At 60.2% G+C, this 22,814-nt stretch carries 26 protein-coding genes; 12 read left to right on the forward strand and 14 right to left on the reverse strand.

What is annotated here, in order from left to right:
• Positions 1 to 166 precede the first annotated feature (166 nt).
• Positions 167 to 850, reverse strand: coding sequence for a plasmid pRiA4b ORF-3 family protein (locus FGU65_RS09555; protein ID WP_367652374.1), 684 nt, complete (start codon positions 848 to 850; stop codon positions 167 to 169).
• A gap of 238 nt (positions 851 to 1,088) precedes the next feature.
• On the opposite strand from FGU65_RS09555, the gene FGU65_RS09560 reads away from it, so the two are divergent.
• Entirely contained in the window at positions 1,089 to 2,666 is a 1,578-nt protein-coding gene (locus FGU65_RS09560; RefSeq protein WP_301664228.1) for a tetratricopeptide repeat protein, read from the forward strand.
• A 210-nt stretch (positions 2,667 to 2,876) separates the two neighbouring features.
• On the opposite strand, the gene FGU65_RS09565 is transcribed toward FGU65_RS09560, so the two are convergent.
• From FGU65_RS09565 to FGU65_RS09580, 4 genes are all read right to left on the reverse strand, one after another.
• Positions 2,877 to 3,431 carry a DUF3795 domain-containing protein gene (locus tag FGU65_RS09565; protein ID WP_301664229.1) on the reverse strand — a complete coding sequence of 185 codons (555 nt, stop codon included), beginning with the start codon at positions 3,429 to 3,431 and terminating at the stop codon, positions 2,877 to 2,879.
• Positions 3,432 to 3,539: 108 nt separating this feature from the next.
• Complete coding sequence (locus FGU65_RS09570; RefSeq protein ID WP_301664230.1) at positions 3,540 to 4,040, reverse strand: shikimate kinase; 501 nt, start codon at positions 4,038 to 4,040, stop codon at positions 3,540 to 3,542.
• Between the two features lie 393 nt (positions 4,041 to 4,433).
• Positions 4,434 to 4,706, reverse strand: a complete 273-nt coding sequence (locus FGU65_RS09575; protein WP_301664231.1) for a type II toxin-antitoxin system RelE family toxin — start codon at positions 4,704 to 4,706, stop codon at positions 4,434 to 4,436.
• On the reverse strand, positions 4,706 to 4,933 hold the full coding sequence (locus FGU65_RS09580; protein ID WP_301664232.1) for a DUF7557 family protein: 228 nt from the start codon (positions 4,931 to 4,933) through the stop codon (positions 4,706 to 4,708). Before FGU65_RS09580 ends, FGU65_RS09575 begins: the two co-directional genes overlap by 1 nt.
• Before the next feature lie 506 nt (positions 4,934 to 5,439).
• On the opposite strand from FGU65_RS09580, the gene FGU65_RS09585 reads away from it, so the two are divergent.
• Complete coding sequence (locus tag FGU65_RS09585; protein ID WP_301664233.1) at positions 5,440 to 5,844, forward strand: cupin domain-containing protein; 405 nt, start codon at positions 5,440 to 5,442, stop codon at positions 5,842 to 5,844.
• Between the two features lie 22 nt (positions 5,845 to 5,866).
• Here the strand turns inward: FGU65_RS09585 and FGU65_RS09590 are convergent, their stop codons facing one another.
• Together FGU65_RS09590 and FGU65_RS09595 are read right to left on the reverse strand one after the other, a co-directional pair.
• Positions 5,867 to 6,475 (reverse strand): transglutaminase-like domain-containing protein, encoded by a 609-nt coding sequence (locus FGU65_RS09590; RefSeq protein ID WP_301664234.1) that lies wholly within the window; start codon positions 6,473 to 6,475, stop codon positions 5,867 to 5,869.
• Positions 6,476 to 6,623: 148 nt separating this feature from the next.
• Complete coding sequence (locus FGU65_RS09595; RefSeq protein WP_301664235.1) at positions 6,624 to 8,072, reverse strand: hypothetical protein; 1,449 nt, start codon at positions 8,070 to 8,072, stop codon at positions 6,624 to 6,626.
• Between the two features lie 377 nt (positions 8,073 to 8,449).
• Between FGU65_RS09595 and FGU65_RS09600 the strand changes: the two genes are divergently transcribed.
• The 5 genes from FGU65_RS09600 to FGU65_RS09620 all read left to right on the forward strand — a co-directional run bounded on the left by FGU65_RS09600 (position 8,450) and on the right by FGU65_RS09620 (position 11,947).
• On the forward strand, positions 8,450 to 8,710 hold the full coding sequence (locus FGU65_RS09600) for a GYD domain-containing protein (RefSeq protein WP_367652376.1): 261 nt from the start codon (positions 8,450 to 8,452) through the stop codon (positions 8,708 to 8,710).
• A 177-nt stretch (positions 8,711 to 8,887) separates the two neighbouring features.
• Positions 8,888 to 9,190, forward strand: a complete 303-nt coding sequence (locus FGU65_RS09605; RefSeq protein WP_301664236.1) for a DUF3303 domain-containing protein — start codon at positions 8,888 to 8,890, stop codon at positions 9,188 to 9,190.
• A 164-nt stretch (positions 9,191 to 9,354) separates the two neighbouring features.
• Complete coding sequence (locus FGU65_RS09610) at positions 9,355 to 9,801, forward strand: hypothetical protein (protein WP_301664237.1); 447 nt, start codon at positions 9,355 to 9,357, stop codon at positions 9,799 to 9,801.
• A 101-nt stretch (positions 9,802 to 9,902) separates the two neighbouring features.
• Complete coding sequence (locus tag FGU65_RS09615; protein ID WP_301664238.1) at positions 9,903 to 10,349, forward strand: hypothetical protein; 447 nt, start codon at positions 9,903 to 9,905, stop codon at positions 10,347 to 10,349.
• A gap of 113 nt (positions 10,350 to 10,462) precedes the next feature.
• Positions 10,463 to 11,947, forward strand: a complete 1,485-nt coding sequence (locus FGU65_RS09620) for a pyridoxal phosphate-dependent decarboxylase family protein (RefSeq protein ID WP_301664239.1) — start codon at positions 10,463 to 10,465, stop codon at positions 11,945 to 11,947.
• Between the two features lie 18 nt (positions 11,948 to 11,965).
• Here FGU65_RS09620 and FGU65_RS09625 read toward each other — a convergent pair whose 3' ends face one another.
• From FGU65_RS09625 to FGU65_RS09640, 4 genes are all read right to left on the reverse strand, one after another.
• A complete protein-coding gene (locus tag FGU65_RS09625; protein WP_301664240.1) occupies positions 11,966 to 12,454 on the reverse strand; it encodes an SAM-dependent methyltransferase in 489 nt (162 codons plus the stop codon).
• Between the two features lie 300 nt (positions 12,455 to 12,754).
• Positions 12,755 to 14,062: an acetyl-CoA hydrolase/transferase family protein gene (locus FGU65_RS09630; protein ID WP_301664241.1), complete on the reverse strand. Its 1,308-nt coding sequence runs from the start codon at positions 14,060 to 14,062 to the stop codon at positions 12,755 to 12,757.
• Positions 14,063 to 14,255: 193 nt separating this feature from the next.
• Entirely contained in the window at positions 14,256 to 15,101 is an 846-nt protein-coding gene (locus tag FGU65_RS09635; RefSeq protein ID WP_301664242.1) for a GNAT family N-acetyltransferase, read from the reverse strand.
• Positions 15,102 to 15,212: 111 nt separating this feature from the next.
• Complete coding sequence (locus FGU65_RS09640; RefSeq protein ID WP_301664243.1) at positions 15,213 to 17,162, reverse strand: transporter substrate-binding domain-containing protein; 1,950 nt, start codon at positions 17,160 to 17,162, stop codon at positions 15,213 to 15,215.
• A 63-nt stretch (positions 17,163 to 17,225) separates the two neighbouring features.
• Here FGU65_RS09640 and FGU65_RS09645 point away from each other — a divergent pair, with 63 nt between their 5' ends.
• The 3 genes from FGU65_RS09645 (at position 17,226) to FGU65_RS09655 (ending at position 18,109) form a co-directional block, all read left to right on the forward strand.
• Positions 17,226 to 17,354: a hypothetical protein gene (locus FGU65_RS09645; protein ID WP_301664244.1), complete on the forward strand. Its 129-nt coding sequence runs from the start codon at positions 17,226 to 17,228 to the stop codon at positions 17,352 to 17,354.
• The gene (locus FGU65_RS09650; RefSeq protein ID WP_301664245.1) at positions 17,332 to 17,787 is read left to right on the forward strand and encodes a nucleoside deaminase; all 456 of its coding nucleotides are present in this window, start codon (positions 17,332 to 17,334) and stop codon (positions 17,785 to 17,787) included. The genes FGU65_RS09645 and FGU65_RS09650 overlap by 23 nt, the downstream gene beginning before the upstream one ends.
• A gap of 196 nt (positions 17,788 to 17,983) precedes the next feature.
• Entirely contained in the window at positions 17,984 to 18,109 is a 126-nt protein-coding gene (locus FGU65_RS09655; protein WP_301664246.1) for a hypothetical protein, read from the forward strand.
• Between the two features lie 303 nt (positions 18,110 to 18,412).
• Here the strand turns inward: FGU65_RS09655 and FGU65_RS09660 are convergent, their stop codons facing one another.
• The 3 genes from FGU65_RS09660 to FGU65_RS09670 all read right to left on the reverse strand — a co-directional run bounded on the left by FGU65_RS09660 (position 18,413) and on the right by FGU65_RS09670 (position 20,338).
• Positions 18,413 to 18,811 (reverse strand): putative quinol monooxygenase, encoded by a 399-nt coding sequence (locus FGU65_RS09660; RefSeq protein WP_301664247.1) that lies wholly within the window; start codon positions 18,809 to 18,811, stop codon positions 18,413 to 18,415.
• Positions 18,812 to 19,285: 474 nt separating this feature from the next.
• A complete protein-coding gene (locus FGU65_RS09665; protein WP_301664248.1) occupies positions 19,286 to 19,732 on the reverse strand; it encodes a DUF3887 domain-containing protein in 447 nt (148 codons plus the stop codon).
• A gap of 78 nt (positions 19,733 to 19,810) precedes the next feature.
• Positions 19,811 to 20,338 carry a GNAT family N-acetyltransferase gene (locus tag FGU65_RS09670; protein WP_301664249.1) on the reverse strand — a complete coding sequence of 176 codons (528 nt, stop codon included), beginning with the start codon at positions 20,336 to 20,338 and terminating at the stop codon, positions 19,811 to 19,813.
• 294 nt (positions 20,339 to 20,632) lie between these two features.
• On the opposite strand from FGU65_RS09670, the gene FGU65_RS09675 reads away from it, so the two are divergent.
• Entirely contained in the window at positions 20,633 to 21,115 is a 483-nt protein-coding gene (locus FGU65_RS09675; RefSeq protein ID WP_301664250.1) for a hypothetical protein, read from the forward strand.
• Positions 21,116 to 21,164: 49 nt separating this feature from the next.
• On the forward strand, positions 21,165 to 22,004 hold the full coding sequence (locus FGU65_RS09680) for a class I SAM-dependent methyltransferase (protein ID WP_301664251.1): 840 nt from the start codon (positions 21,165 to 21,167) through the stop codon (positions 22,002 to 22,004).
• Positions 22,005 to 22,814: the final 810 nt, after the last annotated feature.

Consider the following 22,814-nt stretch of genomic DNA (forward strand, 5'->3'; position numbering starts at 1 on the left):
AAAGCGTTTGGAGGCAGGTTTTGAGGGGGTTCCGGCGGGATGGCGGCGAGCTGCCGAACTACGACGAACCGGGTGCTACCCCCGGAGAGAGGACGGAAGCAGAGTGTCGGCCGTACCGTCGATGTATCCGGAAAGAGATTGTTTGTAAAGGATGATCCCGCATTTATCAAAAGCATTCGAGAATCCGGGCATTTTTCAGCCTCTTTTCGGGATCGTCAAAAGCAATCTCCGCGCAGTCGAAGTGCTCGGGATCGAAATCGAAATCATAGTACTCATCCTCTTCATCCCGGATATCGGGATTGTTAAGCTTCTCCAGGTACTCCTCGTACCCCCACACGCCCCCGATATCCTCGGGAGGGCACGCCCGCTTTCCCTTGATGCACCGGGGATACTCGGCGCCGGGCTCTTTCTGGAGGATCTTCTCGAGGATGATCATATGCTCCCAGTTGTCGCCGAAATCGTAGGTATATGTCGCCCGCGGGTTTTTCAATGAGAAATAAGCGGCTATTGCGGTCTTCCACCCGAGATGCTGCTCGGAAGAAAATTCGTTCGGGAACCCGATATCCACCTCGACATGGCTTTTCGGGTCTTTCATCTGGAATCCGTGCAGGTGGCTGTCGGTCCATCCCATCGCGTCCTGAACCGCGACATGAAAGTCCCAGAAACTGTACGTCTCCGGCACCTGAATCCTCCTCCAGATGGGAGGGCGGATATCCCGAAGAGTAATCTTGAACTGGTATACGTTCTCGAATGCTTTTTTCTTTTTTCCCGGCATATACCATCGCGCTCCCTGAGACGACCCCGCAGCCGGACCGGATGCCGGCGCACCCCCGGTCGTGCGGAAACCCATTTCTCATTGACTATGTATCCCGTCCCCGGGAAAAGGCTTCCTGTCGCGGTTCCGCACCCCTGCAACACGTGTGCGGTTCTTCACCGGAAAAGCCGCTGAAGAGGTCCCGACTATGTACCCTTGCGTGGTTTCAGCGGAATCTGTCTCCAGCGTATCATAGGAATTATCACCTCGCCCCCCCACCACGTAATGGATGTCTTCCTGCTTCAGTGACCTGTATACTATTGAATACTTCTCAATGGGATTCGATCTGATCGAAGATCATCTCCCGGAATCCGTGATTACCTGGATCATTACGGATATCTGGGATCTGCTGGAGGAGTACCCTGACAGCCGCGATGCCGTTCTTGCACTCGAAGCCCTGAATGATGCCATCGGGGAGCGGGACGAAGCCATCGCCGCCCTTATGAGTTATGTCGTAATCACGGAGAGTTCGATCGCCACGCTTCGCATGGCACGGCAGCTGATGCTTTCCGGCGAGGAGGAAAAGGCAAAAGATCTTCTCTTGGAGATCATCCGGCGGAAAGGAGGAGGGTCGTCACTGGGGCAGCTCTGTGCCCTGCTTGCGTCTGCCCGCCTGAACGATGAAGAAGCATTCGCCGGCACATGGCGCAGGCTGGTTGAAGAATACGACCTCAAAGAGCCTTTCTCCGTGGAAGAACTCATCCGATCTCCCGACACGTACACGCTGCTTGGCGACCTCCCGTTCAGGGAGCAGATCGAAGGGCTGGAGTACCTCTTCTCGTACCGGATCCACGAAAACCGGGAAGCGGAAACATTTGCTCTGGTCCACAATCTCCGGACCTATCTCGAGAATGTTCAATTCCAGGTACATGTACAGATCAAAAGAGGGGGTATCATCAGGTGCCTCCCGGCATTACCGGTAGTGAAAGCAATCTCCGACGGGAGCATCGAAGTCGCGGAAAAGATATTTTTACGGTACGATCCGGTATCCGATGACGCGCTCTTTGAAAAGATCGATGAAGATATCGAACGCATACGTCTGTCAGGCAAAAAGGCAATCGTATTGAGCGAAATTGCACACTGGTCATTTGACCCTGTGCAGCCGGTCGATGAAATACTCTCCACAGTGCGGAGACATTCCGGAGGAGACGATGAACCGATCATTGAGATGCTTGATCTGATAAGCACGGAGCTGCCCGTGGAGACCGCCCGGGAATTGCTCTCAGCCCTCCTCGCTGCTCATCCGGACGATCGCTGCCTCATTGAATGCTTGTTTGAGGTGTTGACGTCCGGGTGCAGATACAATGAGGCGCTGGCAATTGCCGAGAGGTACCCGTTCCTGAAGCAGGATGGCGATGCGTTTGATGAACTGACACTGAACGCACTCGATTCGTCGGACAAGGAGGCAGTTTTCCTGTTTCTGCTCGGCCGGATGAAAGAAAGGCGCATGCTGACGCGTTACCCCGACCTGTTCGAGATGGCGCTCGCCCTGGACCGGATGGACGACGTCTCCGCACTCAGAGAGGTCTTTGCCGCAGAAAAGGTACCTGCGGGATTGCATCTGCTGAATGCGCTGGATCGCCTGAAAAAGAAGGATGTAAAGGGAGGAATGGCGCTGATCGAGCGAGCAAAGGCATCAGGACTTCCCGAAGGTCTCGCTCTGATGATCCCGGCACGTGCTCTCATGTCGGCGGGCTATCCCAAACGGGTCGTCGGACTCTGCGAAAAGATGCTGAAAAAAACGCTGCTGCCCCCGGAGGAGATCTATCCGCTGCTTATCCGGGCATATCGTGACCTGGGCAGAGAATCCGAGGCGCACGCTGCGGAGGCACTGTTTGAGGCGCTGCGGTGAATCGGGGATGCCTACCGATCTCCCTTCGTCCACCAGACCTCATACGCGATCTGCTCCTCTTCATAGACGCCGTTGATATGGGCGTACTTGAGGATGTACCGGGAGAGTTCTTCATTGGAATCGGCGTGGATCCCTTTTTCATGGCGGAACGATACGTTGACGGGGGATTGATCCTCCCTGTGGCATGAAGCGGGAAGATCGCCACCGTGCTTATTTCCTCAATTTCAAGTGATAGTCTTTCCGTGAAGCGACGTCGTCAAGAATCCGATGAAGGATCTTCGACTTTGCTTTGATATCGAGCCCCCCGGATTCTTCTCGTGCCCGGGAGAGTGCCTCCTCAAGGTCTTCGAGTTTCAGAACCGTTGCGGCAATACAGTAATAGCTCTTTGAACGGCCTTCGTTGAAGTCTCTCAACATCTCCCCAAGGAAAAACTCCCGCTGCTTCTGGATCTTCTGAAATGCGGATGTCCCGTGCCGGGCTATAAACGAGATATCCTCCTCGAGTGTCTGATAACATTTGAAAGAGTCGTGCGTTCTACCCGCGTCCCGGTGCTTCTTCCACTTCTCGCACGTATCGCTCTCTTCGCAGTCCCGGCAGAACTCGATTCCCTTTCTCTTCACGGCACAGGTGATGAACGGGCAACCGACAGCCATTCTGTTTGCACTCTTGCATCCCGAACATCTGCTCTCTGCTTCGGTATTGTACATGGGGCAAAGCCGACAGGAGAGCCCGCAGACTCCGATAGCAGGATACTCGATATGCATTGTTGTTACGTGCGATATCTCTCCAGATATCCCTTCTGGAATGGAGCGCGAGTGGAGCGGCGCCCCCGTCCGCCGGATCGCCGGGGCCCGGACCCCATCCGGACTCCTTCACAACGCCGCGATCACGTTCCGGACCACGGCCTCGAAATCCTCATCCGAACACGCGATGGTGAGATCGGCATACTGCTCGTAGAGCGGGGCCCGCCGGTCGTACATCCCGCGGAGGCTCTGGCCGGGAAGGAGGACTATCCCCCGGGTCGTGATGTTCTTGAGCCTCTTTTCCATCTCCTCGTACGAGACTCTCAGATATACGACCACCCCTGCCGACGTCAGGTGTGCCATCGCATCGGCGCTGCAGATCACGCTGCCGCCCGTCGCGATCACTGTACGGTGGGGGTGAAGGGAGAGGATCGTCTCTTCCTCGATCCGCTTGAACGCAGCAGGCCCATCCTCGTCGAGGATCGCTTGGAGCATCCTCCCGGTCCGTTCCTGTATCAGGATATCCGTATCGATGAACTGCATGCCGAGGGTTTTTGCAAGGACGACGCCCACGGTGCTCTTCCCCGCACCGGGCATGCCGATGAGGACGATGTTTTCGTGGTGCTGCATACTGCTCCCAAAACCCCTTTCAGATTTCTCTGTTGATACCTTACGTGGGATTTCGGAGGAGATGAAGGTTGTTTGGTATACGTGCGCCGGCACCGCGGCCACGACTTCTTCCACGCACTCTTCCGGGATGCCGTAGAGCTGGGAGGCCTCTGCCACGACCTGCCGGTGAGGAACGCCGCGTTGAAGCATCGAGGAGACGGTCCGGCGGACCCCATACGCGATCTGCTCTTTTCGTAGACACCGTTAACCTTGCCGTGCTTCAGGAGATAGCGGGAGAGCTCCTGGGAGAGTCGACTTCGGCGTACTTCTCGTAACGGAATGATACGTCAGCCCACATGCGACGGTGCGGGGAGACTTCGATAGGCAAGAGCAGTGAACATTTTGCGACACAGATCAATATTTCCGATAGCTTGTGCTCCGATTTCCAATCTCGATCACGGTGATAACCATCACATTACCCTCGATCGCAAGAATGATCCGGTACTGTCCCACACGAAGAGAGTGTAGTGGACTGTTCTGGTGTCCTTTCAGCTTCTTAACGTGAAATAGGGGATACGGCTCATCTGCCAGAGCATAGAGTTCTTCCTTAATTCGTTTGGCATCAGGGTCCGGGATTTTATTGAGATCCCGCTCGGCAGCCGGCATGAGGATGAGCCGCCAGATCATCAGAGGCCCCGTTCTTGAACATATTCTTCAAAGGGGCGACCCCGACCAGCCCGCATGTCTGCGATGCTTTCTTCGATCCGCTGCAGCGTCTCTTCGCTCAACGGCTCCGGATCGATTAATGCGTCCATAATGCGGTTGAGCGTCTCGTCATAGCTCTCCCGGGGATGCATTTTCAAGGCATCCAGGCGGGACTTGGTCTCCGGTTGGAGTTGGATCGACGTTGCCATAACTAGCCATAAGTTGCTATATAGTATAAAGATTTTGTCGGGGTCACATTCACATGCAGAGCGTCCCGGCGATCGCAGAGGCCATCTCGGCAGGCATGGCGTTCGCAACTGTCTGTGCAATCGCTCGTTCCGGCCTGCAAGTATACGATCGTCAAATGAAGACCGGTGGGAAATCGATTCCGCCGCTTTTGGGGAAAGTGTCCCGGCTTTTACAGACCAGCCCGCCAGCAATACCGGCACCGGGAGCAACCTTCAGTACCTCCTCGTCCCCGGATACGATCTGGAGGCGAACGAAACCGTATGACTGCCCCGGTATCCCCGGGAGAGAAGAGCACCTTCGTCGCCCGGCTCGAAGGAGCGCTCCCGCTGCTCCGTGAGGGTTCGGGGTCGCGAAGATCGGCGTTGCCGCTCCGCCATCCACCTCCTCCCGCCGCAACGTTTATCCCTCCCCGATCCGTTTGTCGTATATCGGGAAGCAGATCCCGCAGACCGCACCGGGGGAAACCATGACGAAGATATTCTCCTTCAATCCTGGCCGGGTGACGTACCACCGGATCTCTACAGACGAGCAGGGTGAGTCGCACTTCGACAGCGTGACCGTTGTGCAGCAGATCGTGCAGGCAGCGCCGCCCGCCGCCCCGTTCTACGTCTCCGAGGATAAGCCGGCGTCGCAGTACCGCTTCTACACCTTCGAGCCCGGCTGGGTCGGCGAACTCCATCCGGCTCCCGCCCGGCAGTTCCTCGCCCTCCTCTCGGGCGAGGTGGAGATGGAGACGACCGACGGCGAGATCAGGCGGTTCGTGCCCGGCGACCTCGTCCTCCTCGAGGACACAACGGGGCAGGGGCACGTGACGAGGAACATCGGCGACGGCTACGCCACGTACTTCGTCGTCCCCGCTCCTGCGGCCTGAGACGGTGCCGGGAGTGCCTGCGTCACCAGTCGGGAATATCCGGGTCGCCGTCGAGGTAGTCCTGCAGGTTCTCGACGACGTCCTTTAGCGTCCTCGCGGCATCGAGCATCCGCATCACGCCCATCTGCGGCGATGCGTAGATCCCCCGCCAGAAGTACTCGTCATACCCGCTCCGGTTGCGGTACGCGAGAACCGGCTTCTCCGGCGAAAACAGCGCATACCTGCCGTTCGTGTTCCCGCGTGCATCAAGAAAGATCCAGCAGCCTTCGGCGAAGACCGCGTTGTAGCAGTGGACGCAGTAGCCGAGTGAGTCGTCTGCGGCGAGGGTGATATGCTGGTAGCAGAACCCCGCCGGAATCCCGATTGCACGGAGCAGTGCCGCGAGCAGGTTTGCCTTCGCGTGGCAGATCCCCGTCCTTGCGGCGAGCACCTCGGATGCTTTCGCCGTGATGACGTCCGCTCCGATATCGAAACTGTGCGGGATCTCGTCGCGGACGAACTCGTATGCGATCTTCGCCCGCTCGAGCGGGCTCTTTGTCCCTGAAAAGAGGTTTTCGGCCTTCGCCCGGATCAGCGGGGACGAATAATCGACGTACGGGTGTTCTTTGAGAAAAATGCTCAGGTCGGTCATGTGTGCGGGGTGATACTATACTGTATCGATACCGGGGCTCTTGAAGCCTCTCTCCGGGCACGCACTCCTGCCCATCCGGCTGCACGGACGAAAAAATGAAGGGACGGGTTCTTCCCCATCCCGAATCTGGCCGGAACCGGCATTCCGCTCACCCCGAGCCCCCGGGCACGAACTTTATCGCCCGGTCGTAGACGACCTCGCTGTAGGACGGTCCGGTCTGTGTAGCGTTCTCCAGGTACAGCCTCCATGCGATGAAGAGCGGCTGATCCGGCTCGATGCCGTAGCCTCCCTCACCGGAGGGAACCGCGAAGCAGTTCTGCTCCCCCTCGCAGTTCCTCGCTATCTTGTAGACGTACAGGTACTTCGCGTTGGGATTGTCCGGGAGGTACTCTTCAGCGGTTCCGGTGAAATCCGCGTCGGTGATCGATCCGACACCGTTCCAGATGTCTGCTCCGTAGACGGCGAAGTTCGTGTACGTCGCCTTGCCCGTGGCTACGTGGTTGACCCCATAGACGATGATGAACTCATCGGTGTCGTTCCCGAGGGTGATCGGGGGCTGCCGCAGGAAGTCGTAGTACTGCGTGGTGTCGAAGAACGGCGGCGTCGGCACATCGGCAGTCTGGTTTGCGGACCATAAGTACACTGCATCGTTGGTCGGACCGACGGCGTCGACCCCCCGCTGGATAGCATCGCTCCCTATCGGGACTCCCCGAGCCGTCGGCAGCTCCGTGGCGCTCAGGTTGCCGTATCGCTCGAGGATAGCGTCCCGAAGGTCGTTCAGATCGTCCGTGAGGTCGAACTCCGTCTCCCCGGTTCCGCGGACCCGGATCTCCGGATACGGATACGGGTCGGGCTCCGTCGCGTTCTTCGGCGTCACGCGGAAGACAGTCGCCGGGGTGTCGTTGATGTACTCGTCGCCGGCCTGCTGATCCGCAAAGAGAGCCGGGCGGATGTATACGGCGAAGGTATCGGAGTCGTTCTCAACGCCGAGATTCAGCATGGATGCGGGGAACACCTGCGTGTTCATCATGCCGTCGGGGTATCCCGCCGATCTTGCGGCGGTGCGGATACGCTCGTCGATTCCCCGATCGGCCGTAGAGACGATCATCGTCGTTTGGTTGTACGGGTCTCCCTGCGACCCGTCCGTGTTGATGACCAGGTTGTTCAGCGGATCGGCGATGTTGGCAAAGATCCACCGCCCTTCGCCGTCGTACGTCCTGCCTATGAGGTAGTGATCGTAGCTGAAGTACCGGCACTCCGGCGGCGTTTTTCCGACGAAGACGACGGCCTCGTCGGGACCGAGGTTCCAGAAGGACGATGCGTTCCCGCTCATGCCGAGCGCCCGTGCAATCTGTGCTATCCGTTCGTCCACCGCACGGCCCGGGGCCGGCGGAACGAAATAGATCAGGTATTTCGTGGCGGGATTATTGCCGTATGCAGACGGCAGTACGCCTGCCTCATACAGTTTGATGAAATCAAAGGATCCGACCTCGCCTTCCTGTACGGTGAAGCCGTCCTGTTCCAGCGCCTGCCGGAACGCATCCACGTCGCCCGATGTTTCGTTCTGTGCAAGAACGTGCCCTGCGAGCACGGTCACAATGAGTACGAATAAGAGATATCGTCTCAAACACTTCCCCTCCTTTTGCGATTGTAATGCCATCCGAACGAGAAAAAACCTTTGGTCGTGCTGCGGTGCAAGGGCTCGACGGGTGCATTCTGTTCTCTGTTTTCCCATCTCGGAAGTTTCCGGCGCCCGGGGCTCTGACAGGGAGCCGCCCGGCTTGTGAGATGAAACGATCGTATACCTGTGAGACGGTTCCACTGCGCTGCCGGAGGGTGCCTCACACATCCCGGCCCGCTCTCCCGAGGGTATCTTCCCGGAGAGTTTCATCCCGCCGTCCGCCGCCCGAGATGACTACCTCTCGCATGCCGGCGTATCCTGAAAAGGCGAAGAGGTGAAATGATGCTCTGTTTATTGCGCCGGCGACGTTCAGGCAGGAGCTGAGTGAGGATGTTGTTTCCCGGAGCCTGAAGGATATCGAGACCGGCACGGAAGGAGGAGTCCGTTACCTGGGCATCTACTGGACGCTCGGGCGCTACGATACCGTCGTGCTCTTCGAGGCCCCGAGCGAGAAAGTGGCGATGGAGGTGGCCCTGCGGTGGCTGGACCGGATGGAGATCGAGACGCTTGTGGCCATGCCGGCGGACGCAGCGAGCCCGGCTGGGCCGGAGTGAGGGAGAGCGTTTAGGGAAAGCCCCCTCTCCACCCCTCCGATTGTATTATCATACCCCAAACGTATCAGGCACGCACTCTGAAAGGATGGCAGGGATTGTTCGGGAGAGTGATTTCCCCCTATTTTTTATTGCGACAGAAATCCGCAGAGTAGACGGTCGTAACGGAGGGTGAGGCGAATGACCAAATTCTATATGAGGTGGCATCTGAATCCGCTGACAGCGCCTACCGATCAGGAAGAGCTGGCGAAGCTCTGGATGCGGATGCTTGAGATGGTGAAGGCAGACCTGAAAGAAGGTACATTAACCGGCTGGGGCTCGTGCACCGACGCGAGCGCAGGCTACGCTTTTGCTGAGACAGATGAAAAATCTCTGTACGCTACGATATTGAAATGGATTCCCTACGTCGTCTTCGATATCAAGCCGGTACTGACCGTTGACGAGTGCATTGAAGGTATCCAACGGGCGGCGGTGGGGAAGTAACGCTCTTATTCACCCCCCATTTTGGTCTTCTATCGCAGAGAGATTGCCGGGAACGCCCGGCACTTGTATCCGGAGCCGGGAGAGTGAACGTCCGGCCAAGCGTCGCCTTCCCCATCCGCACAAAAAGATCACGTTTATCCCGTAGCGAACAGCATACACCCATTATGAAGACGAAACCTGTCCTCTGTGCGATTATCCTCATCGTCGCCGTACTGATCTCCGGCTGTACGACCACCTCCCAGCAGACCACCGCTGCTGCCGCCCCCGAGACCCCCGACCTCGTCGGGAACTGGACCGGCACCATGGTCGGCTACGAGTACGGCGTGGGATACACGAACTTCTCCGGTTACACCATCACCATGATCGTCACCGAGCAGCGTGACCGGATCTTTTCGGGTGCATTCATCTTCACGAACGAGACCGGAGCATCGGTCTGGGATGATGCCCCCTTCGCCGGAGTGGTCGGCCGTGACGGCAAAACCTTGACGCTGATCGAAGACGGTGGAGGGTACTCTACCGGCACTGTCATCGCTTCCGACGAGATCGAACTCATCTACGCGGATGGGGGCGATCCCTTCAACATCGCAATCAACGCGCTGAAGCGGAGCTAAAACCCCCATTCTCTTCTCTTCTCTTTTACCGGCGGTCCTGGCCGGCACCCCGATCGCACGGGAGGATCAGGTTTATCTCCTGCCGGCGTCATCCTGGCTCCATGAACGCGAACGTTGTCCTCTGTGCAATGGCTCTCCTCATCGCCGTGCTGATCTGCGGTTGTACGACCGCCGAATCCCAGCAGACCACTGCTGTCGCTGACGAAATTCCCGATCTTGTCGGGAACTGGAGCGGTACCATGGCCGGCTACGAGTACGGAGAGGGGTACACCGACTATGCCGGCTACACGATGACCTTGAGCATCACCGAGCAGCATGACCGGATCTTTTCGGGAGAGATCACCTACACGAACGAAAGCGGATCCCTGGTGCAGGAGGCCACCCCCTGTGCCGGGGCGATCGGCCGTGACGGCACGACCCTGACAATGATCGAGCCCGGGGAAGGATATTCCACCGGCTCTCTCATCGGGAGCGACGAGATGGAGCTCATCTACGCGAACGGAAACGAACCCATCGAAATCGCGATCGATTCGCTGAAGCGGAGCTGAAAAGACCCTGCTCTTTCCTTTTTTGGCAACGGCTCGGGCCGCCCCGGAGGCGCCCCCTCCTCGGATCGAACAGTATTATATAATCATCCGGAGACTGTGAAACGAGGAACGCCATGAACCAAGCGACCGGAGCACGCTCCGAAGAAACCCTGGATCCGGAAGACTGGGAGGCCATGCGGGTTCTCGGGCATCGGATCCTCGACGACGCCATGGACTATCTTGAAACACTGCGCGACCGTCCCGTCTGGCGGCACGCGCCGCCGCAGGTAAAAGCACACTTTGCGGGCCCGCCTCCGCCCGATCCCGGATCGCCCGAGGAGGTCTACCGGGAGTACCTCGAGTGTATCCTCCCCTACCAGTTCGGCAACAGCCATCCGCGGTTCTGGGGCTGGGTCGCCGGGTCCGGAACCGTGATGGGGATGTTTGCCGAGCTCCTGGCGGCCTCGACCGATGCCATCAGCGGAGCCTTCTCCTACATCAGCAACAACTACGTCGAGATGCAGGTCGTCGACTGGTGCAAGACCCTTCTTGGGTATCCCTCCACCGCCACCGGCCTTCTGACCAGCGGCTGCTCGGCCTCGAACCTGATCGGCCTATCAGTCGCCCGGAACGCCATGGCCGGGTTCGACGTGCGGAGCAGGGGCATGATGAATGCACCGCAGCAGATGACTCTCTACTGTTCGGTTGAAGCCCACTCCTCGCTCCAGAAGGCAGTCGAACTGCTCGGTTTCGGGGACGATGCGCTGCGCCGGATCCCGGTGAACGAGTCCATGCAGATCGATCTGGCTGCCCTGAAAGCGGCTATCAGAAGTGACCGTGCGGAGGGGTTCCGCCCCGTCTGCATCGTCGGGTGCGCCGGAACGACCAGCACGGCCGCCATCGACGATCTCAACGCCCTCGCGGATATCTGCGCCGAAGAGGGGTGCTGGTTCCACGTCGACGGTGCGTGCGGCGCCTGGACGGCCATCGCTCCGAAATATAGCCACCTCGTCGCCGGCATGGAGCGGGCGGACTCCCTGGCGTTCGACCTGCACAAGTGGATGTACCTGACGTACCCCATCGGCTGCGTCCTCGTCAGGGACGCCGACGAGCACCGCCGGGCGTTTTCGCTCACCCCGACCTACCTCGCCCACGGCGAAGGGGAGCGCGGGCTGACCGGCATCGACGTCCCCTGGCTCTCCGACTACGGCTTCGAGCTCTCCCGCGGCTTTCACGCGCTCAAGGCCTGGATGACGATCAAGGAGCACGGCACCGAGAGGTACGGGCGGCTCATCGAGCAGAACATCGAGCAGGCGCACTATCTGGCCGGACTGGTGCGGGCCGCGCCGGAACTTGAACTGGCGCTGCCGGTATCGCTCAACATCGTCAACTTCCGCTACGTCCGGCCCGGCATGAGCGACGCCGGGCTCGACGTTCTGAACAAGCGGATCGAGACCGAACTCCAGGAGCAAGGAACTGTTGTCGTCTCGACCGTCAGCCTTTGGGGTCGAAACTACCTGCACGCCGGCATCGCCAACCACCGCAGCCGCCGGGAAGACTTCGATCTTCTCGTCCGGGAGGTGATCCGGATCGGCAACGCGCTGGCCGGGTCGGGATGACCCGGCCCCTCTCTTCGTTCAGTCCTCGAAGGTGAACTCTGCCGCCCAGTCAAACCCCCAGTTGTCCTCGTACCACTGCGGCCAGTGGGCCGACCATGCAGGCACCCCCACGTCTCGGACTCGCTCGGTCGCCGGGATATAGGGCTTTATGTCCAGCACCGGCGTCCTGTCGTCGGCGTCGATAAACGGGACCGTGATGATGCCTGCGGCGGTATCGATGCCGAGAACCGGAACCGTCGAGAGCGCGATCGGGTTCGGCCGGACCGGCGACCGGGTGGCGAAGATCCCGATCGTCTCCGGGCCCTTTGTGTACGGCTTTCTGCATACCGTCTCGCTCCGGTGCTCGTCGGTATCGACCCGGTCGCCCCACCAGAGCACGAGTATGTGGCTGAACCCGTCAAGGCCGGTGAGGGCCGGCCGGTACTGCTCGATGATCTCGATCGAGCACGATTCCCCGCCGGCGTGCACAACGCCTATCGGGTTCACATAAAACTGTCGTGTATCCATATCCATAACCTGCCTCTCTGCGCGACGGCGGACAGAGAGCAGAAAGATCCGCCCTCCTGGTGCGCCGTCGCCGCGTTCAGCTCAATGATGGGCGTGGCAGGAGAAAAAGGACGTGAGTCTTCCCCGGGGCAGGGTTGCGCTCCATGCCGTCCCCGTTCTGTCCTCTCCGCCTGCAGAGCCCCGGCCGCCGGGAAATGGCGTGCTTCGTAACGGACGAGATCGTCGAAGGGGATGCTGCCGATCTCCACGAGTCCCGGCGGCCGGACGCCTCCGCCACGTTCCGCCAGTTGATACCCCCGCTCAGAGCAGGTACATATTCTCCGCTTCCTCCATCAGCCAGTCCCGGAACTTTGGGTGGGCGAGTGAGATGATCGAGAGCGCCCGCTCCTTGGTGGACCTGCCTTTCAGGCTGACGATCCCGTGCTCCGTGGCGAGGAGATCGGTGTCTGCCCGCGGAGTGGTGACAATGGAGCCGAGCGGCAGGCGGGGAACGATGCGGGAGATTGTCCCGCCTTTCGCCGTCGAGTAGAACGCGAGGATGGACCTGCCTCCCCGCGAAGCGAATGCACCCCGCACGAAATCCAGCTGGCCGCCGGTGCCGGAGAAGGTCGTGCCTGCGAGGTACTCCGCGTTTGCCTGCCCCAGCAGGTCCACTTCGAGCACCGAGTTGATCGAGATCATGGCATCGTTCTTTGCAATGATCCCGGGATCGCAGACGTAGGAGGCGGGATAGCTCTCCATCGACGGGTTGTCGTTCATGAACTCGTACATCCGCTGTGTCCCGGCCGCCGTGGTGAAGACGTGTTTCCTCGGGTGGAGCGTCTTTCTCCTTCCGGTGATCACTCCCTGCTCGATGAGGTCGACCATGCCTTCGGTGAAGAGCTCGGTGTGGACACCGATGTCTGTATGGTCGGTGAGGTACCGGCTGACCGCGTTCGGCAGGTTTCCGACCCCGAGCTGGATCGTCGCGCCGTCCGGGATCATCGCTGCAATCGCCGGCCCGATGATGTCGTCCTCCGGCTTTGGCTCGTGAACGGGGGTCTCGAGGAGCGGGACGTGGTTCTCGACGATTGCGTCGACCTCCGAGATATGCAGCTGGGAGTCGCCGAAGACCCGGGGCATGTTCCGGTTCACCTCGACAATGAGCCGCTTCGCGTGGCGGGCTGCAGTCGAGATATAATCGTTTCCCGTCCCGAAGCTGAAGTAGCCGGCCTTGTCCATCGGCGAGACGGTCGTCATCACGACATCGTCCTCCATGAATTCGGCAACGAGCTTGGGGATCTGATGGAGATAGGAGGGGACGTAGTAGTTCAGCCCGACCTTCGTCATCTCCCGGTCTGCAGCACCCACGAACCACGAGTAGTTCTCGAGGCAGTCGCAGAGATCCGGCGCAAGGACCGAACGGGCAGCATGTTCCCGGGGGAGGAACGTATAGATCCGGATATCCTTCAGGAATCCTGCCCGGGCGGCATCGGCAAGGGCGCCGAGCAGCTCCGGCGGCTGGGAGATACTCATCCCGTATATCACGGTATCTCCGTTCTTTACCAGCCGGACTGCATCCCCGGGGCTGGTCTTCTTCGTTTCGTATTCTTGGGCACAGCTGGTCATGGCATCACTCTGCAACCGGTACACCCGGCTATGAAATACCATTGGCTCTGCCTTAGTATTAATCGTGATCGGCAGATCCCGCCTCTCATTGCCGGGGAATCTGTGGTGTCGGGAGGCAGTGCCCGTAAATCGGTTTCCGGAAAAAGAGCCGTCGCTTCCTGAAATTCGATGAGGGTTGGGGGTCCCTGCCCCTTCACCCTGTCTCGAAGCTCGTGACCCCGTAGCACTCGTCGAGCGGGAGGGGTGGAATCTCCTTTGTGTACATCCGCGCCGTCCCGAAGACCGGAACCATCCCGTGCCGCTTGGCAAGCGCAACACCTGCCTCGTTCGGCTCCGGCACGTCGAGGAAGAGCGGCTGGCCGGGCACCGCCGCCGCGAGGCCTGCGTGGATCCGTTCGGCGATCTCCGGCGTGTCGGCAAAGAGCGGGCCGATCTTCGCACCCCTGCGGCACGGCCGCACCTGCCCGTAGCCGCGGATCTCTCCGTCCTCAAGGATTGCCAGCGCCGTCGCGCCGGGCTGCGCCAGCCAGTAGCGGAGGAACCGCGGTCGCTCGATCGGGAAGTGGCGTGCGTCGTAGCGGACGAGGTCGTCGAAGGGAACGCTCCCAACCTCAACAAGACCCGGGGGACGGATCCCCCCGCCGATCCCCTCGTAGCGGATGTTGCGGTGCGAGAAGATGAACCCGTGATCCGCGTAGCGGTCCTGCATCTCAAAGACCCCGTCGATCCCGAAGTTGTAGGGTGCGGCGAGCCGGTCGGCCTGCTCCTGGATCGCAAGGCCGATTCCCTGCCCGCGGCACTCGGGCTCCAGGATGTAGAACCCGCCGAAGGCGAACTCGTCCGAGTAGGCCATGATCGAGAACGACCCGATCAGGCGGCCCTCGAGAAGCACCGCGTAGAACGCCTGCGGGTCGACCGCGTAGTAGCAGTCGCCGTCGGAGAGGCCGGGGTTCCAGCCCTCCCGTTCCGCCCAGTCGACCGCGATCCCGACCTCGGCCTTCGTCATCGGCCGGATCGTGATCTCACCTGATGCTGCCATACGTATGCGTACACCACGGCGGGAAATGAAGGTTTGGAACCGCGCTCCCGACCATCCGGCCGTTTCCGCCGGCCGGACAGCACGAAAAATGGTGTTCGGGAAGAGCGGTGCTCACTCTTCGCAGCCCTTGGACCTGCCGCTGCACACAACATAGGTCTCGTTGTTGCTCCCCTCCGTCAGGCGGTAATAGGTGGTTTTGGAGTACAGGTTTGTCTCGGCCGGGCTGCTGTAGACGTAGTCCACCCACCCGGTGCCGTTCTCCTGCGCACCGGCGATAATCTCGTCACGGAACGGTTTGCCCGTCACGTCGGTCTTCCCCCGGTAATTGATGCCGACCAGCTGGACGTTATCTGCGTTGGCCACCAGCGTTGCATTCTCGTCGTAGACGAAAACGTAGAGGCCTGGGTTCTCCGGGTCCCGGTACGGAGCCTCGCCGTTGTTGATCTGCCGGAAGGTTCCGGCTGCGTTCTTCTCGACCTCGGCAGCGGTCCTGTTCACGAGCGCCATTACATCGGCATCGGTAAGCGTCTGCCGGGTGCAGCCCACTCCGAGGTAGCGATACAGGATCCGCTCGTACTCGCTGACCCCCTGGACATCCCTCTGGCTCCGCACATTCTGGAGCGACTGCTCGAAGGCACCGACCAGCATATCCGGGACATCCTCGCTGAAGGCGTAGTAGAGATCGTTCTCGCTCAGGGTGTAGACGATCTCGTAGGCGTTCGGGTTCTCTGCCGTCTGCAGCATCTGGTGCCGTCCGGCGAGATCGCCCGTCGCCCAGAGGTCGATCTCCCCCGCGTCAAGCATGCGCAGGAGATCCTCGGGAGCAGGGCCGTTGACGATCTGCGATGCATTCACTCCCTCATCGGCAAGCTGGTCGTTTTCGACGGAGGCCTGGACGGTGCCGATCCGGTACCGGTTCAGATCTTCGGCAGACGCGATGGTGATATTTCTATCCATCGGCGCATAGATCACGATTCTCCCGGTGGTGAACGGCCCCGCCCACTTGTAGAGCGGCTCGCGTTCCGGTGTGCGGACGACGGAGAAGAGCACGGTGCTGCCGTTCTGCGCCGCCCGGACTCCCTCGGCAAACGGAACGATGCGGACGTCCTCCCGGGAGCGGTTCATCCCGATGTCCCTGAAGATTGCCTCCAGGATCTCGACTGAGATTCCGGTTGGTGTCCCGTTCTCCTCGAAGTTATAGGGTGCCAGTTCCTCGGTCAGGTACTGCAGATGAGCCAGGCCGACGATGGGGGCATACCGTCCCACAACCCTCTCGTAGGTGCTGATCCCCGCTGCATCCTTCTCGGCTTTCAGGGAGTCCAGCGCCTGCTGGAACGACTGGATGGTTGCATCGGGAACGTCCCTGCTGAACGCGTAGTAGCCTTCCAGGGGCGGCAGCGTGGAGACGATCCTGAACGCGTATGCGTTCCCTTTCGCCTGCCAGGTGAAGTACCGGCCCGACTCCTTCTGGTATGCCCAGAGGTCGATCTCGCCGCTCTCAAGTTTCTCGATGATTGCAAAGACATCGGTTTCGTAGACGAGCTGGCTTTCATTCACCCCTGCATCCAGCAGCTGCCGGACGGCCACGTCGTCGACGATCACGCCGATCCGGTATCCCTCGAGGTCACTGGAATTGTTGATCGCGATCCCGCTGTCCGGACGGGCGAAGAGGGCATTTATATAGGGATAGATCGGCCCGACCCATTTGAAGGACTGCTCCCGTTCGGGGAGCCGGGCAGTGGTGAAGATGACGGTCGTATTCTGAGTCAATGCCGCCTGGTAGCCTTCTGTCCAGGGTACGAGGCGCACCTCCTCGCGGGAGACGTTTTCACCCATCTTCGCGCTGATCAACTCCAAAAGGTCGATGGAGATCCCCTGCAGGCTCCCGTTCTCCTCGAAGTTGTAGGGTGGGTTCTGCTCGGTATAGTAGGTCAGATCTGTTGCGGATACTGTACCGGTTGCGGCAGTGGCCTGCTGGTTGGAGAGGCATCCGGAAGCGAGGAGCATTCCCGTCAATACCAGGACACACAAAAGGAGTATATGGTGCTTCGATGGTGACATGGGTGCGAGTAGTACGATTGGTCTGATAAATATTGTGACCGCCTGGCCCGGCACTCCTGCCGCATGCCCGGATTCTCCCTGACGATCAACCGCAGGATCCTACGCCTCGATACCGATACGTTCGAGTCGGCGATCGCAGCATTCAATCTCTCACCGTCCATCTCTATGTATGGAAGCCACAGCAGCGGATGAATTCATGCAGGAAGCGATCGAAGAAGCCAGAACGGGACTGGCCGAAGGCGGGATCCCGATTGGGGCGGTGCTGGTGATCGACGGGAAGATCGTCGGTCGGGGGCACAACCGGAGGGTGCAGAAGGGCAGCGCCGTCCTGCACGCCGAGATGGACTGCCTGGAGAATGCGGGACGGCTCAAACCTGCAGATTACCGCCGGGCGGTGCTGTATTCGACGCTCTCCCCGTGCGATATGTGCAGCGGAGCAGTCCTGCTCTACAAAATACCAAAGGTCGTGATCGGAGAACACCGGACTTTTCAGGGGGCGGAGGAGTATCTCCGCTCGCGGGGCGTGGACCTGGTGATCCTGGACGATCCGGAATGTCTGCGGCTGATGCAGGAGTTCATTGCCGCCAATCCCGCGTTGTGGTATGAGGATATCGGGGAAGAGTAAGGGTGCTCGCTCTTCACAGGCCCGGCGCCGCATGTTCATCTACCCCCCCGTCCCCCGGATTGCGTACTTCCGAGGCAGAAAGACACCTTGCGCTATGACCAGACACTCTCTCGCGACCGGGAGGTCTTCGAGTCCGCCTCCGTGCCGGGCACTGGCCACACCGCGACGTCGCGGATATGCCGCCCCCCGGAAACATATGCAGTTTCCCGGTGGCACGATGACGCTCGTCCCCTGCCCCGACGGAACGCCCGACGCCGTTGAGGACGTACACCCTCCCTCACTGATGGAGTTTTTCGTGCCGGAACCCCTCTGCACGACCTGATTTCGTCCCTGGCACACGACCCCGGCCGGGGGTCACTTCCGCCGCGCCGGTATAGACGTGCATCCGCACACCGTGCTTTTCGAGCGGAATCGATTCCTCATGCCTGATGATCGCCGGTTCCATGCGTGATACGTTGCGCATTGCAGAGGCGTGAAAGGTGCTGTAGATGAGGAGCTGTGGGGGGTCTGCAGATACGCCTGCCCGGAACGGGTGGGCCGGGGCAGGGAAGATGCGGACTCTGAAGTCTCTCGTTTGCTTCCAGCCCGGCGCCGCGCTCCCGGAGGTGAGCAGGATGTTCTTCTTCTAACGAGAGCCCGGCACGCCAAATCGCGTGAACCCTGCAGAGAGTGTATGGACGGCCACCGTCGCCGGGCCTAGCATGCGGGCTTTCTGCTGCAGTTTCTCGACGAGGTCGGGTCCAGGCCTGCCGTAAATGTTCAGTTCCACCATCCGGACCAGGTCCGCGAACCCGGGAAATGCAGGGCCTCCCACGCTCATGTGGAACTCCGCCGATGCGGCGTCGGCGTGGACCTGAATGACGGTCACCCGGTTTTCATCCTCATTCAAGTAGACGCGGTAGGCGACCATCTGGGGCTCGTTTTCTTCAGCGAACGCAGCCAGTTTCTCCATGGCGGTCTTGAGATCCTCGAGTCGTCCCTCCTGGACCTCAGAGGTGTCGATGATGATCAGAGACTCGGACATAGTTCTTCTCCTGGTGCCCGAAGAGCACGGGCTTCGATCTGCGCCGGTGCATAATAAGGATAACCGTATGCACGGGCAGCGTGAGTGCGGGAATGAGAAACTCCTTCGCTGGAGATGGACGCCTGTCAGCTCCGGGGCTCCTCCGAGAGCCGTCGCCGAAGCAGCTGGTACGTGCAACACTGCAGCAGGGTTACGGCAGATGTCTGGCACCTGCTACAGAGGGGGTACTGGCTCAACACGGGGCTAAAAGGGGAAAAAGGGCGCCAGAAAGTCCCGGAAGGTGCCGCGACCCTGTTGTGACCGTGCCGCCTGGTGTACATCGCGGGGGAAAGGTTTTGCCCCTGCCCGGAATGCTCAATCACCGGGTGTTCGAACGGACATGCGTCGATCTCGGTGGCGCGATATCTACGAGGGATGCTATGCACGGCTGGTGCGGGAGTGGAACCGAAAAGAAGGAGTGCGGTGAGGGGCTATTTACCCCTGCAGCGCCGGCGAGGTGAACCAGAGCCCGGAGAGCAGGTGCTCCTCGTCGCCCTTTCGGAAGACGAGCCTGACGTTCACCCCGTCCTCCCGCTCGAATGCCGCCGGGTAGTTCACGGCGACGTACTCGCTACGCTCGGTGACGACCGGCTCCCCGCGGGACTCGTAAAGCCCGATCCGGGAGACGACGAACTCGCGGTTCTGCGAAAATGCGGCCTCGTCCAGGCTTTTCTTCATCTCGGGGCCGAAGTCCCGCGAGTAGAGCGTGTAGTTGTTCTCGCTAAACCCCTGCAGGAGGGTGTCGGCGATCGGGTCGGCGTATGCAAGCACGGCCGTCCGCTCTTCGCCGGTGATGACGGTATCCTGGCCTGTGCAGCCGGATATGCAAACTCCGGCGAGGATCGCGAGAGCAGCAAGGAGATGTACCGGAGAGAGATTCATTGTAGTCATGTCGAATCGCAGCGTCATGAACCTGTGGGTCGCCTGTGGATGTCTGCCGCCACCCGCCTGCTTGCTCCTTCAGCTCCGTGAGCTTTCGCCGAAATGCACGTAGACAACCTCGTCGAGGACGGTGCCGTTCTTGGTGATCGCCTTTTGGTGCACCGCCTCGCGGGTAAAGCCGCATTTCTCGAGGAGACGCATCGATGCCGGGTTGTTCGAAAAGATGGCCGCCTCGAGCCGGACGATATCGAACGCCGCGAAGGCGACCGGCACGAGCGCACGGACGGCGTCGGTGATGATCCCCCGTCCCCAGAAGGGCTCTGCGAGCCAGTAACCGATCTCGGCCGTCCTGCGGTGAACGTCATCCAGCGGCTGCACGCCGATCCCGCCCACCGCCTCGCCGCCGACGTCGATTGCGAGGTAGAGGTGCGACGAGGTGTCGGCGGCGAGGGCAATGAAGCGGGAGGCGTCCGCCGGGGTATAAGGGGACGGGAAGGCGTCCCGCATCATGGCCGCGATCCGGGGATTGTTGGCGTGCTGCGCGAGCGGTTCGATATCATCGGCTGTCCAGTCGCGGAGCAGGGAGGTTCCGGTAACGATCTGCATATCGGGTGTATCCGGTACACGTGGTGTTCCGGGATATAAGATAGGGACGCCCGTCACCCTGCCGCCCCGCGGAGCATCCCGGGCTGCTGCGCCGCAGCGAGAGGAAACCGGCGCGTATCGCCCGCCGGAGCGTGATCTCGGATATGGTTCTCCAAGCCGGATAAGAACGGTAAGATCGTCTGCCCTGGTCTTCTCCTCTCTGCATGGGGAGTGACTGCCGGCGGTAAAATCGTTTTCATGAACCATTCCTTGATATTGGAGGAGGATCCCTAAAGGGGTGAGGGAGGGATGTATATGCTGTCCACGATACAGGAGTTGTACCCGGTCCCTGCAGAGATAGAGAAACTCCGGATGTTTCTTGGCGAATGGCACGGGGAAGGAGTGCTCGAGACCGCCGGCGCCGTGATGAAGGTTGCCGGAGAGTGGTGGTTCCGCGCGGCTGCCGGGGGGTGGGGCGTCGGCGTGTCGATGCAGTCGGTCATCGAAGGGATGGGGGATTATGCGCTCGACAGCCTCTTCGGCTTTGATACGGAGACCGGCACGCTGCACGTCTACAGCCTCACCAACATGGCGGAGACACACGATCATACTGCCTTCTGGTCGAATGAGAGAACCCTGCACGGGAGCTACGACGGGCTGAAGGAGGGGAAGGCTTTCCGGGAGAATTTCACTATACGACTGACGAGTCCCGGCGAGATGACTCTCGAGTACGTGGAGACGCTCGACGGCCGGCTCGACTCGACCATGACAATAAGGCTGACGAAGCAGTCGCGGTAAGGGCTGCGGCGGGCGAGCGCTTATGCCGATCCGCGACGAGAAGAAGTGTATGCACCGGATCATCGACTGGAACGAGCTCTGGAAGGCAGTCCACGTAAGCTCGCCAGGGAAGGCAGAAAAAGATCGTGACCCTGCCGCTGTCTGGGACAAACGCGCCGCCGCCTACAAGCGGGTCACCCGCGACGAGAAGAAGGCGACGGAGCAGGAGCTTGCCGTTCTGGACCTCGCGGCCGGCGACACCGTGCTCGATATGGGTGCGGGGACGGGACGGCTCGCCGTGCCGATTGCGCATACCGTTGCCCACGTGACGGCGCTTGACCCTTCGGGAGGGATGCTCTCGGTTCTGGAGGAGCGTATGGCGGCGGAGGGACGCAGCAACTTCTCCTGCGTTCGGATGCGCTGGGAGGATACGGTGATTGGCAGGGACATCGAGCCGCACGACGTAGTCATTGCGGCGTTCTCGCTTGGGTTCTACGACCTCGCTGCAGCCCTTGAAAAGCTCGACGCCGCGGCTCTCCGGGCGGTCTACCTCTTCTGGCATGCGGGGGAGTGGCGGAGCCCTGACGAGATGGCGCTGTACAAGGCGGTCTTCGGGGAGGCGGCGGCTATGCGGAAGGGGTATCCCGACTATATCTACCCGGTCAACATTCTCCACGACGCCGGGATCTATCCGAATGTCCGGATATACCATGCGGCCTGGGACGCGGTCTACGACTCCGTCGATGAGGCAGTCGAAACCTGGGTGGCGATGCACAGCCCCGGCCTTGAGGATGTCTCGTCGGTCAGGGAATACTTCATCCGGACACTGCGCCGCAGTGAGTCCGGGCAGTACGTCGAGACGGCCGTCCGGCCGACTGCGGCGGTCTGGTGGACAAAAGAGCGGATTTAGTTTGTCTTACGGGTGCGGCGACGCGGCATGCGCGCCGGGTTCCGGAGCCGTTCTGTTGCGCGCGTTATCCGAAGCCCTCCCTCTTCCTTGCCGGCAATATTTAAACGTTGCCGTGATTGCGGTACAATCTCTCGATGTGTGAACTGCTGCCGTGTCCGGTGAGAGGCTTCTTCGGTCGGGGTTCTGAGACGTATCGTGGTGTAGTTCTGCGATATTCACCTTCATGTCGCGGAAATTCACTCCAGCGGGCGTTGCGATCGCCGGAACCGCTGTCTTCGTCTCTTGCGGGAACGTTTATATCCGAGTAGTGATAACATATGGAGGCTGTGTTGATGTGGCGCCAAACCGTGCAGCCCTCCGGGGTGGTCTGGTCGTGGCGCCGTCGACTGCAATGAGGGTCCGAGATTGGGCTTGGATCTGATGGAGTACGGTTAAGCCGGGTTTGCGGTCTTTGCGCGTCCCTGCCGGCGGCCCGGGTGTTGCCGGGTGATTGCGGCGGGGTGGGTGGTTGCCGCACACGGCTCCCGGGAAACGGGTCACAACGTTTATATGCGTTGATTAACAAATGTTGTTTCCCACTCTGAACATCTCAAGTATTCCGGCGTTCGATCGCAGGAGATCGGATGCATGGGCTTAAATACCATCAAATACAAATATAGTTTTCTCGTGATGGAGAACCAACGTGACCGCGGTTTATGCGGGTTGGTTCTGACGTTGGCATTGGCAATGCGGAAATCTGTTTAGTAACCGCTAATTCCACCCAAGTTTAAGCAAGTGTGCATTACTTCCAAATTCTGGTTGATCCTGCCA

Origin of the sequence: Methanoculleus frigidifontis, assembly GCF_030464345.1 — an archaeon.
Taxonomy (GTDB): domain Archaea; phylum Halobacteriota; class Methanomicrobia; order Methanomicrobiales; family Methanoculleaceae; genus Methanoculleus_A; species Methanoculleus_A frigidifontis.

What these genes read in the sequence shown, in the direction of transcription:
- FGU65_RS09555 (WP_367652374.1), bottom strand. Translation starts at nt 850, where the DNA reads ATGGGTTTCCGCACGACCGGGGGTGCGCCGGCATCCGGTCCGGCTGCG.
- FGU65_RS09560 (WP_301664228.1), top strand. Translation starts at nt 1,089, where the DNA reads ATGGGATTCGATCTGATCGAAGATCATCTCCCGGAATCCGTGATTACC.
- FGU65_RS09565 (WP_301664229.1), bottom strand. Translation starts at nt 3,431, where the DNA reads ATGCATATCGAGTATCCTGCTATCGGAGTCTGCGGGCTCTCCTGTCGG.
- FGU65_RS09570 (WP_301664230.1), bottom strand. Translation starts at nt 4,040, where the DNA reads ATGCAGCACCACGAAAACATCGTCCTCATCGGCATGCCCGGTGCGGGG.
- FGU65_RS09575 (WP_301664231.1), bottom strand. Translation starts at nt 4,706, where the DNA reads ATGATCTGGCGGCTCATCCTCATGCCGGCTGCCGAGCGGGATCTCAAT.
- FGU65_RS09580 (WP_301664232.1), bottom strand. Translation starts at nt 4,933, where the DNA reads ATGGCAACGTCGATCCAACTCCAACCGGAGACCAAGTCCCGCCTGGAT.
- FGU65_RS09585 (WP_301664233.1), top strand. Translation starts at nt 5,440, where the DNA reads ATGACGAAGATATTCTCCTTCAATCCTGGCCGGGTGACGTACCACCGG.
- FGU65_RS09590 (WP_301664234.1), bottom strand. Translation starts at nt 6,475, where the DNA reads ATGACCGACCTGAGCATTTTTCTCAAAGAACACCCGTACGTCGATTAT.
- FGU65_RS09605 (WP_301664236.1), top strand. Translation starts at nt 8,888, where the DNA reads ATGACCAAATTCTATATGAGGTGGCATCTGAATCCGCTGACAGCGCCT.
- FGU65_RS09610 (WP_301664237.1), top strand. Translation starts at nt 9,355, where the DNA reads ATGAAGACGAAACCTGTCCTCTGTGCGATTATCCTCATCGTCGCCGTA.
- FGU65_RS09615 (WP_301664238.1), top strand. Translation starts at nt 9,903, where the DNA reads ATGAACGCGAACGTTGTCCTCTGTGCAATGGCTCTCCTCATCGCCGTG.
- FGU65_RS09620 (WP_301664239.1), top strand. Translation starts at nt 10,463, where the DNA reads ATGAACCAAGCGACCGGAGCACGCTCCGAAGAAACCCTGGATCCGGAA.
- FGU65_RS09625 (WP_301664240.1), bottom strand. Translation starts at nt 12,454, where the DNA reads ATGGATACACGACAGTTTTATGTGAACCCGATAGGCGTTGTGCACGCC.
- FGU65_RS09630 (WP_301664241.1), bottom strand. Translation starts at nt 14,062, where the DNA reads ATGACCAGCTGTGCCCAAGAATACGAAACGAAGAAGACCAGCCCCGGG.
- FGU65_RS09635 (WP_301664242.1), bottom strand. Translation starts at nt 15,101, where the DNA reads ATGGCAGCATCAGGTGAGATCACGATCCGGCCGATGACGAAGGCCGAG.
- FGU65_RS09640 (WP_301664243.1), bottom strand. Translation starts at nt 17,162, where the DNA reads ATGTCACCATCGAAGCACCATATACTCCTTTTGTGTGTCCTGGTATTG.
- FGU65_RS09645 (WP_301664244.1), top strand. Translation starts at nt 17,226, where the DNA reads ATGCCCGGATTCTCCCTGACGATCAACCGCAGGATCCTACGCCTCGAT.
- FGU65_RS09650 (WP_301664245.1), top strand. Translation starts at nt 17,332, where the DNA reads ATGGAAGCCACAGCAGCGGATGAATTCATGCAGGAAGCGATCGAAGAA.
- FGU65_RS09655 (WP_301664246.1), top strand. Translation starts at nt 17,984, where the DNA reads ATGCAGTTTCCCGGTGGCACGATGACGCTCGTCCCCTGCCCCGACGGA.
- FGU65_RS09660 (WP_301664247.1), bottom strand. Translation starts at nt 18,811, where the DNA reads ATGTCCGAGTCTCTGATCATCATCGACACCTCTGAGGTCCAGGAGGGA.
- FGU65_RS09665 (WP_301664248.1), bottom strand. Translation starts at nt 19,732, where the DNA reads ATGAATCTCTCTCCGGTACATCTCCTTGCTGCTCTCGCGATCCTCGCC.
- FGU65_RS09670 (WP_301664249.1), bottom strand. Translation starts at nt 20,338, where the DNA reads ATGCAGATCGTTACCGGAACCTCCCTGCTCCGCGACTGGACAGCCGAT.
- FGU65_RS09675 (WP_301664250.1), top strand. Translation starts at nt 20,633, where the DNA reads ATGCTGTCCACGATACAGGAGTTGTACCCGGTCCCTGCAGAGATAGAG.
- FGU65_RS09680 (WP_301664251.1), top strand. Translation starts at nt 21,165, where the DNA reads ATGCACCGGATCATCGACTGGAACGAGCTCTGGAAGGCAGTCCACGTA.